A 6477-nucleotide genomic window follows, 5' to 3' on the forward strand; every position below is an offset into this window, starting at 1 on the left:
CAGCATGAGGCGGTTTGAAGCCTCCCTCCGCAGGGCGGCTCCGAAGGGCCAAGACCTTCATCATCCGAGCAGCATCGCTCCAGATCATTCGCCTACATCGAACTCTCCTTCACGTTCAGGACACACGGATACAGCAGCAATGCGTCGGTATCGAAGGCGTAGGCCACGAGGTCCTGGTGGCCGTCGCCATCGCAGTCGGCGACTCCGTCGACGCGATACCGGTGCCACCCTTCGCCGATCTGTACCGGTGGCTGGCTGCTGTAGCCGCGTTTGCTCTCGCCGGGATACAGCAGCAACACGTTGTGGGTGCGGTCGACGGCCACGATGTCTTGGTGGCCGTCGCCATCCCAGTCCGCCACCGCCTTCGCTTCGATCACCGGGCCTGCGGCCGCCCGTGCGGGTATCGACAAGGCGGAGGTGGCGATCACCGCGAGGAAAACGGGCCGCCGCGGTACGGTGGCGCGCCGATGGACGTAACCCGTACTTCATCAACAGGCTCGCCTTTCTGCGGGCTGCCCGAGGCCCGATGCCGGCCATGGGCGGGGTGTCTTGAGGCCGGCATGATCGGGGGATCGTTACGCGCCGGGCCGGGGGCGGTCACTCCACCCACTCTTTGCCCGAATCGAGGGTGCCGCCGGTCGTGATGTAGCGGCCGGTGAGGGGATCCAAGTGGCGGAACCGTGCTGTCACCTCTGCCCGATACCAGGCAGGATTACCACACACTCCCCTGAGGTATTCGGCGGAGACGCTGGGTCCGGTGGGGCCCCAGGCGCTCGTGCCCGTCGTGCCCTCGTTGATGCCTTGCGCGCACCAAACCCACTCGTTTCGGGATACGTCCCATCGCTCCACGTTCACGACGACCTCGGCCTCTATGACCTTCACGGTGGCGCAGTCCCCCTCGAACACGAGAGCCGTGCCCCACCCCTGGTCCAACGAGAAAAGGCCGGGTCGGCGGTGGTCGATGCCCGCCCTGGCCTTGACGCAGTACGAGGGCCCCTGGGCCACGACGTTGGTAAATATCGTGTACGCCTGCGCCGGTTGTGGCACCGCGGTTGTCAGCAGCAGCGCGAAGAGCGCGGACAACGGGCTAAGGAGCAGAACTTTTCGTCTGGACATGGTGTCTCCGTCAGGTCGTCATGGTTTTAGGGTGATGGACCCCAGGAGTGGTCGTCCCGGTGGCGCGGGACCGTTCACACCTGTGCGCGGGAAGGACTAATCCTGTGTCTGGTCTGAAATCGGAAGAAGGGCCTGCGATTTCCGTAGTGCTGCTGGCCTGCCGCCAGATCACGACCGGGCCGTCGGGCGGTCGGGCGGTTCCATCCGCCATCCAGTCCTCTGCTGTGGCCCGCATCGTGGATTCGGCTGAGGGCGTGTCGGCCCTGATGGCCTGGACGCTCGGGTGCACGGCCGGACCGCTGTCCCAATGATCGGCAAGCGTGAGGGACACGGCGTCAGCTGCAGCGTCCGAACATCTGCACGTAGGTCAGGGCCGGGGTGGTGGACCCGGCGGCCGGGTCCGCGCTTCCCCAGGCCACCTTGGTGTACATCTCCTCGAAGGTCGGGTTGAGGATGGTGTCGCGGTGCGGCTTGCTGTTCATCCACCACGTGACGGCCGCCCGGGGTGTGACAGAGGCGCTTCCCCATCCCACGTAGGCGTTCTCCGCGATGGAGAAGGAGGCGCAGCGGCGACCGTAGCCGAGAGCTTGGGCACGGCTGAGCGGGGTGGATCCGGTCTGCGGATTGATGTGCGGGTCGCACGTGGTGGGGTCGTTCTTCATGGGGCGGCAGTTCTTGCCCGGCTCCACGTCCCCCCACCAGCGCAGCTTGACGGCTTCTGCGGCGTGCCTGGCTGAGGCGCTGGAGAGTGCGGGGGTTCCCTTCAGCCGGATGAACCTCTGCAGCGGCCGTAGGTTGGCCGCGGCTCGTTCGGCGTTGACGAGACACATCACTGCCGGTTCGACTTTGATGGCCTGAATCAGGAAGGCGCCGCGTCCCTGCTTGGTGTCGGGGAATGCGGATTGAGGCCGGTAGACGATATCGATGTTCTTGCACGTTCCAGCGCCTTTCAGCGATGGGGCCGCGGCGGCTGCCGGCTGTGCCAGCGCAACAGCGCCGGTCAGGCCCAACAGGAGGGCACCGGTCACGGCGACGGCAGCCTGCCGACGGCGTGACACAGCGCTCTTGGGCACGAGCCGCTGCTGGTTGCGGGAGAACGGTAAGAGGCTGCTCAGGGCGGACTCCTCGGCTTCGGTGACTGCGAACCGAGCGAGGATGGTGCAGTTCATCGCGATGCGTTTCATGATTTTCTCCTTGGTGTCGTATCCCGGTCGACCCCGCGCTCGCCGGGCCCACATGGTTTGACGGAACGTGCAGAACGAGTCAGGCCCGCAGGCCTTACGCGTTATCGATAGGGCTCCGGGATTGGGCATCACCTCTTGCACCGGCATCGTGAAGGCGATGTGGCAAGCGCGCGCTCTTCGCCAGGTGTCCCCTTCCAGAAGTCGGTCCGGTGCCGACGAATGAGGCCTGCCATGGTCAGGGTGCCGACGGCCGGCTGAATCGTTCGGTTCGTGGTGCCACTCACGCGGTGTACGTGACGAGCGCCGTGGAGTCTCCCGGCGGGAAGGCAGGGTCAGCGTGGGGAGAGGTAGATGGTCTTCCAGGCGGGGTTGCCGGCGGTGCACTGGATCGACGGCTTGCTGGCCCGGCGCTCTGCGCACACCTTGAGCTCGACCTGGTACACCCGGTGGTTGGTGAAGGAGAACTTCTTCGGTGTGCGATGGGCGCAGGTGCGTGCGTGGTGCCGCTTCCAGGTCACCTTGTCGCCGGCCGGGTTGACCGTGGCGATGTTGAACACCGCCCATCCGCAGGTGGACGACGCGCGGGTGAGGTCGGAGATGGTGCCGGACACGGTCAGTGTGGCGGCGGACGGGATCACTTCGTGGGCCTCGCCGGTCGCGGTGATCGTGCCGAGTGTCTTGGCCCGCTTGGCGCCGGGCGAGTAGTACGGTCCCCAGGCTTGGGGCGCGGCGGCGGCTTGGACTGCGCGGCCGGAACCGGTATCGAGCTCATCGGAGGCGGCGACTGGTTGGGCCGCGCCGGACGTGGCGGAGGCGGCGGGGACCGCGGCCATCGTCAGCAGCGTCGCTGCGGTGATGCCGATCAGCGCACGTGAGCTGGCGTTCATCTGGTTCTCCTTGCTGCGGATTGTCAGGGGCGTGGGGGTTGATCGCGATGACGTCGAGATCGGCCGGGGTCGTTCTCACTGAGGTTTCCTTACGGACCCGAGCCCATTGAGCAGTGAGACCATGTCGAGGTCGTGTCGCATTACTCGTAGGTCGTCGTGGTGTCGCTGCCGGGGCCGTCGTTGCAGGAGTCGGTGTCGTTGTCGCCGTTCAGTTCGTCGCCGCCGGTCCCCGATTCGGCTCGGCAGGGCTCAATGGACGGCGGCGAGGATCTGATCGAAGGCGGGGGTGAGCTTGGCGGCGGTGGCCTTGTCGGCGTTGGCCAGGGAGACGCTCACTGCTCGGTCATCGCTGCCGATGACGCCCTCCACGACGGAACCGTCTCGCTCGCACACCACAGCGCCCTCGGGTGAGGCGGAGCTGCGAAGCTTGCCGCCGTATTCGGTGCATGTGCCGTTGAAGTCCTTCCGGACGGCGGCGGCATCCGCCCCGGTGACGACGTCTGTCCTCATGACAAGAGGATCCGAGCCTCGCTGAGGGGCGTCCGCGGCGGTGTAGATGCAGACCGTCGCTTTGATCGATTCGGCGCTCTCCAGGGGGTGGTCTTCCTTCTTCTCCCTCAGCTCCCAGTCCAGTGCGGTTGCTTTGATGAGTGCCTCCGCTGTGAGCGGGCACTCGTCCGACGACCGGCCCTGACCCCCACCAGCTTCATTAGACGCGGTCTGTGATCCACACCCGACCAGGCATAACCCGGCGACGACGACCACCAGAACTCTGCTCATGGAAAGACACACTGTTACGACACCATCCTTTTCCCGTTACGGAAACGCCGTGCGCTCTTCGTATGAAATGGCTCCAGCCACAGTGAGCCAAGCGCTCTGATTTCCCCTTGTTATGTAGCTCTTGGAGACCCGTCGCTCCGTGGACGGCGCGGAGCTGTGGCCCCTGCTTGTTCCAGTCGTGAATACGGGACCCGGACTCGAACCTCGCGTGGAGCCGGCCGGCCGGAACTGACGCACGGCGTGGGCGGTCGACGAAGCCCTTGATGAGCGGCGTGCATCGCCGGCGCCGCTGCGTCAGTGGTCAGAGTGTGGCGCAGGGGCGGACCGAGACCCGGGACGACCAGCGGCCGGAGCGCGTGTCGTACGCCACGGCGTAGGCGTCGATTCCTCCCGGCTTGCCGCAGTTGTGCAGGTCGGTCATCACACCGAGGCTGCCTCCGGCCTGGCCGTTGTACCGAAATGCGGTGACCGTGGCGCCGTAGATCTCCTTGTTCGTCTTCTTGATTCGGATGGAGAGCTTGACCTTGCCGAGGTTGAAGTGATCACCGTTGAGCGTGATGTAGGTCTCACCCTGGTATTTGGTCTTGGTGACCCACAGCCGGGCGAGGATCTTGCGGTCGTCGGCCTGCAGGTTGTCCCGCTTGGCCTGGGTGCGCTCCTTGAGCTCGACACAGACGTCGTCGCCGGGGAACGCCTCCCGCCATACATAGGGGGTCTCGCAGGTGTGCGGGCCGTGCTCGCCGTTCGTCCAACGCGACACCTTGACGCGGTTGTCGTTGCGGACCTGGTCGCGGACGGTGGGGGCGACACACACCAGATCGGAAGGACGGGCCGTCCGCCACACGAATCCCTGGCGGCAGGTGTCGGGACCGGGGGCGGCGGCCGCGGGCGTGGCGGTGACGATGGTGGGAAAGCCGAGGGTGAGGCCGGCGATCGCGGCCGTTGCCAGCCCTTGACAACGTGCTTCATGATGATCTCCTGACGGTGGTTTGACGTAGTGATAGACGTGGTCACTTGCGAAGAACCTGAGCCCCGGCCGCAGCGCAGCCCGGCTTCGGCTTCGAGGCTGCCCGTTTTCCGGGTCGATGCCAGGCGGCGTTCACAGCCGTCCTGGTATCGACCATCCACCGCACTCAGACCCGGCCTGGAAAACTCCAGTGTTATCGCAGCCTCGGACGGAGAAATAATGGGCGAAGCCGCATGGGGATCCGTCGCTGTGGCTGCACCCCAGGGGGTCTGGTCCTGGCCCTCCCGGATGCATGCTGAACGCACCGTTCCATGCGTCGCGGCGCTTCACTTTGTACTTCTTGACCGGTCCGTTGTTGAATGCGTAGCGGACTTCGAAGTAGTCCCAGTCTCGTCCGGTCGGCCCCCACTGGAAGTTGGCCTTGCCGCGGGTTCGGTACGCTCGGATCATCGCTTTCGGTCCCAGAGTTGGGGACCAGCCGATCTGGCCGTTCTCGAAGTCTTGCCTGCGGGCCTTGTTGGTGGTGAAGCCGTACTCGGCGCGCGTCGGGCAGCCGTAAGCGCTGTTCTCCCCGCCCGAGGCCCGCCACCTGTCACCGATCAGCCCGTAGGGCGCGAATTTGGGGTTGCACGCGGCGGACGTCGTGCTGGCCGTTGTGATGCCGGTTGTGGCGCCGGTTGTGGCGCTGCCGGCGTGGGCGGGAAGCCCCACCAGAGCCGCGGAAAACGCGAAGGTAGCCGTCATCGAAAAATAGATCCTCCGGCCCATCACTACTCCCTATTCCTGACGTCCACAGCCCCGTGCGGGGCTTTCATAACTGAGTTATAAACGCGACCACTTGCAAAACACTTGACACGTCTTGGCGGCGTGGCCCGGCTCCGGCGATGCCTGTTCTTTCCGGGTCCACCACGCCTTGGGAAGTGCGTCCTCGGAGTAATCGACGTCAAAGCAGGGCGGTGCAGAAAAACGCCACGTTCGAAGACAGGCTCTGAATCTGAACGATCGGAAGACAGGCAATGGCCTGCGGCCGCTCGCCCTGATCGAATCGGGCATGAGACACCACTCGCCGTGGTGAATGACCACCGCCCTTTCCTGGCCGCCGATTCGTTCAGTGAGATGGGACTTCTGGGCTGTCTTTCTTGGTTTCGAGTGATGACGACGGTGGTGTCATGGCCGGAGGAGTGAGCCCGGCTTCGGCGGCGGTCTTGATGCGCTGGAGGGTTTGGATCATGCCGGCGCGGGTGGCGGCCCGTGTGCGCCTGCGCGCTGCGGGAATGCCCTGGAGGGCTTCGGCCCACCGGGGGGAGGCGGAGGCCGGCGATACGGTGTACTGCTCGATCACCTGGGTGCCTCCGGCATCGCCGGGAGCGAGCAGGTAATGCCACAGCGTCGACGGGAGGCTTCGCACATGGGTGAGGAAGGCGAACTCGGTCCCGGGCTCGCAGACCACGACCTCGCATTCGCGTGACCAGCGCAGGCCGGCCATGCGGTTGTGGCCGACGAACCGGGCCCCGGCCGCCGGGCCGGTGGCCGGGGCTATCCA

8 protein-coding genes are annotated in these 6477 nt (G+C 65.7%); all 8 read right to left on the minus strand.

Going from position 1 to position 6477, the window contains the following annotated elements:
* Nucleotides 1-92 precede the first annotated feature (92 nt).
* Entirely contained in the window at nucleotides 93-428 is a 336-nt protein-coding gene (locus GUY59_RS50395; protein ID WP_138208490.1) for an FG-GAP repeat domain-containing protein, read from the minus strand.
* A 169-nt stretch (nucleotides 429-597) separates the two neighbouring features.
* Nucleotides 598-1116 (minus strand): hypothetical protein, encoded by a 519-nt coding sequence (locus GUY59_RS45400; protein ID WP_138208491.1) that lies wholly within the window; start codon nucleotides 1114-1116, stop codon nucleotides 598-600.
* A gap of 335 nt (nucleotides 1117-1451) precedes the next feature.
* The gene (locus tag GUY59_RS45405; protein ID WP_138208492.1) at nucleotides 1452-2300 is read right to left on the minus strand and encodes a CAP domain-containing protein; all 849 of its coding nucleotides are present in this window, start codon (nucleotides 2298-2300) and stop codon (nucleotides 1452-1454) included.
* Between the two features lie 332 nt (nucleotides 2301-2632).
* Nucleotides 2633-3187 (minus strand): hypothetical protein, encoded by a 555-nt coding sequence (locus GUY59_RS45410; RefSeq protein WP_138208493.1) that lies wholly within the window; start codon nucleotides 3185-3187, stop codon nucleotides 2633-2635.
* Between the two features lie 249 nt (nucleotides 3188-3436).
* On the minus strand, nucleotides 3437-3967 hold the full coding sequence (locus GUY59_RS45415) for a hypothetical protein (protein WP_138208494.1): 531 nt from the start codon (nucleotides 3965-3967) through the stop codon (nucleotides 3437-3439).
* Between the two features lie 301 nt (nucleotides 3968-4268).
* Nucleotides 4269-4811, minus strand: coding sequence for a hypothetical protein (locus tag GUY59_RS45420; RefSeq protein ID WP_138208495.1), 543 nt, complete (start codon nucleotides 4809-4811; stop codon nucleotides 4269-4271).
* 255 nt (nucleotides 4812-5066) lie between these two features.
* Nucleotides 5067-5702, minus strand: a complete 636-nt coding sequence (locus GUY59_RS45425; RefSeq protein WP_138208496.1) for an LGFP repeat-containing protein — start codon at nucleotides 5700-5702, stop codon at nucleotides 5067-5069.
* Between the two features lie 340 nt (nucleotides 5703-6042).
* The coding region (locus GUY59_RS45430; protein WP_161715075.1) for an SRPBCC family protein at nucleotides 6043-6477 on the minus strand (435 nt) is incomplete at its 5' end.

Origin of the sequence: Nonomuraea sp. K271 (assembly GCF_009908215.1) — a bacterium.
Lineage (GTDB): Bacteria > Actinomycetota > Actinomycetes > Streptosporangiales > Streptosporangiaceae > Nonomuraea > Nonomuraea longispora.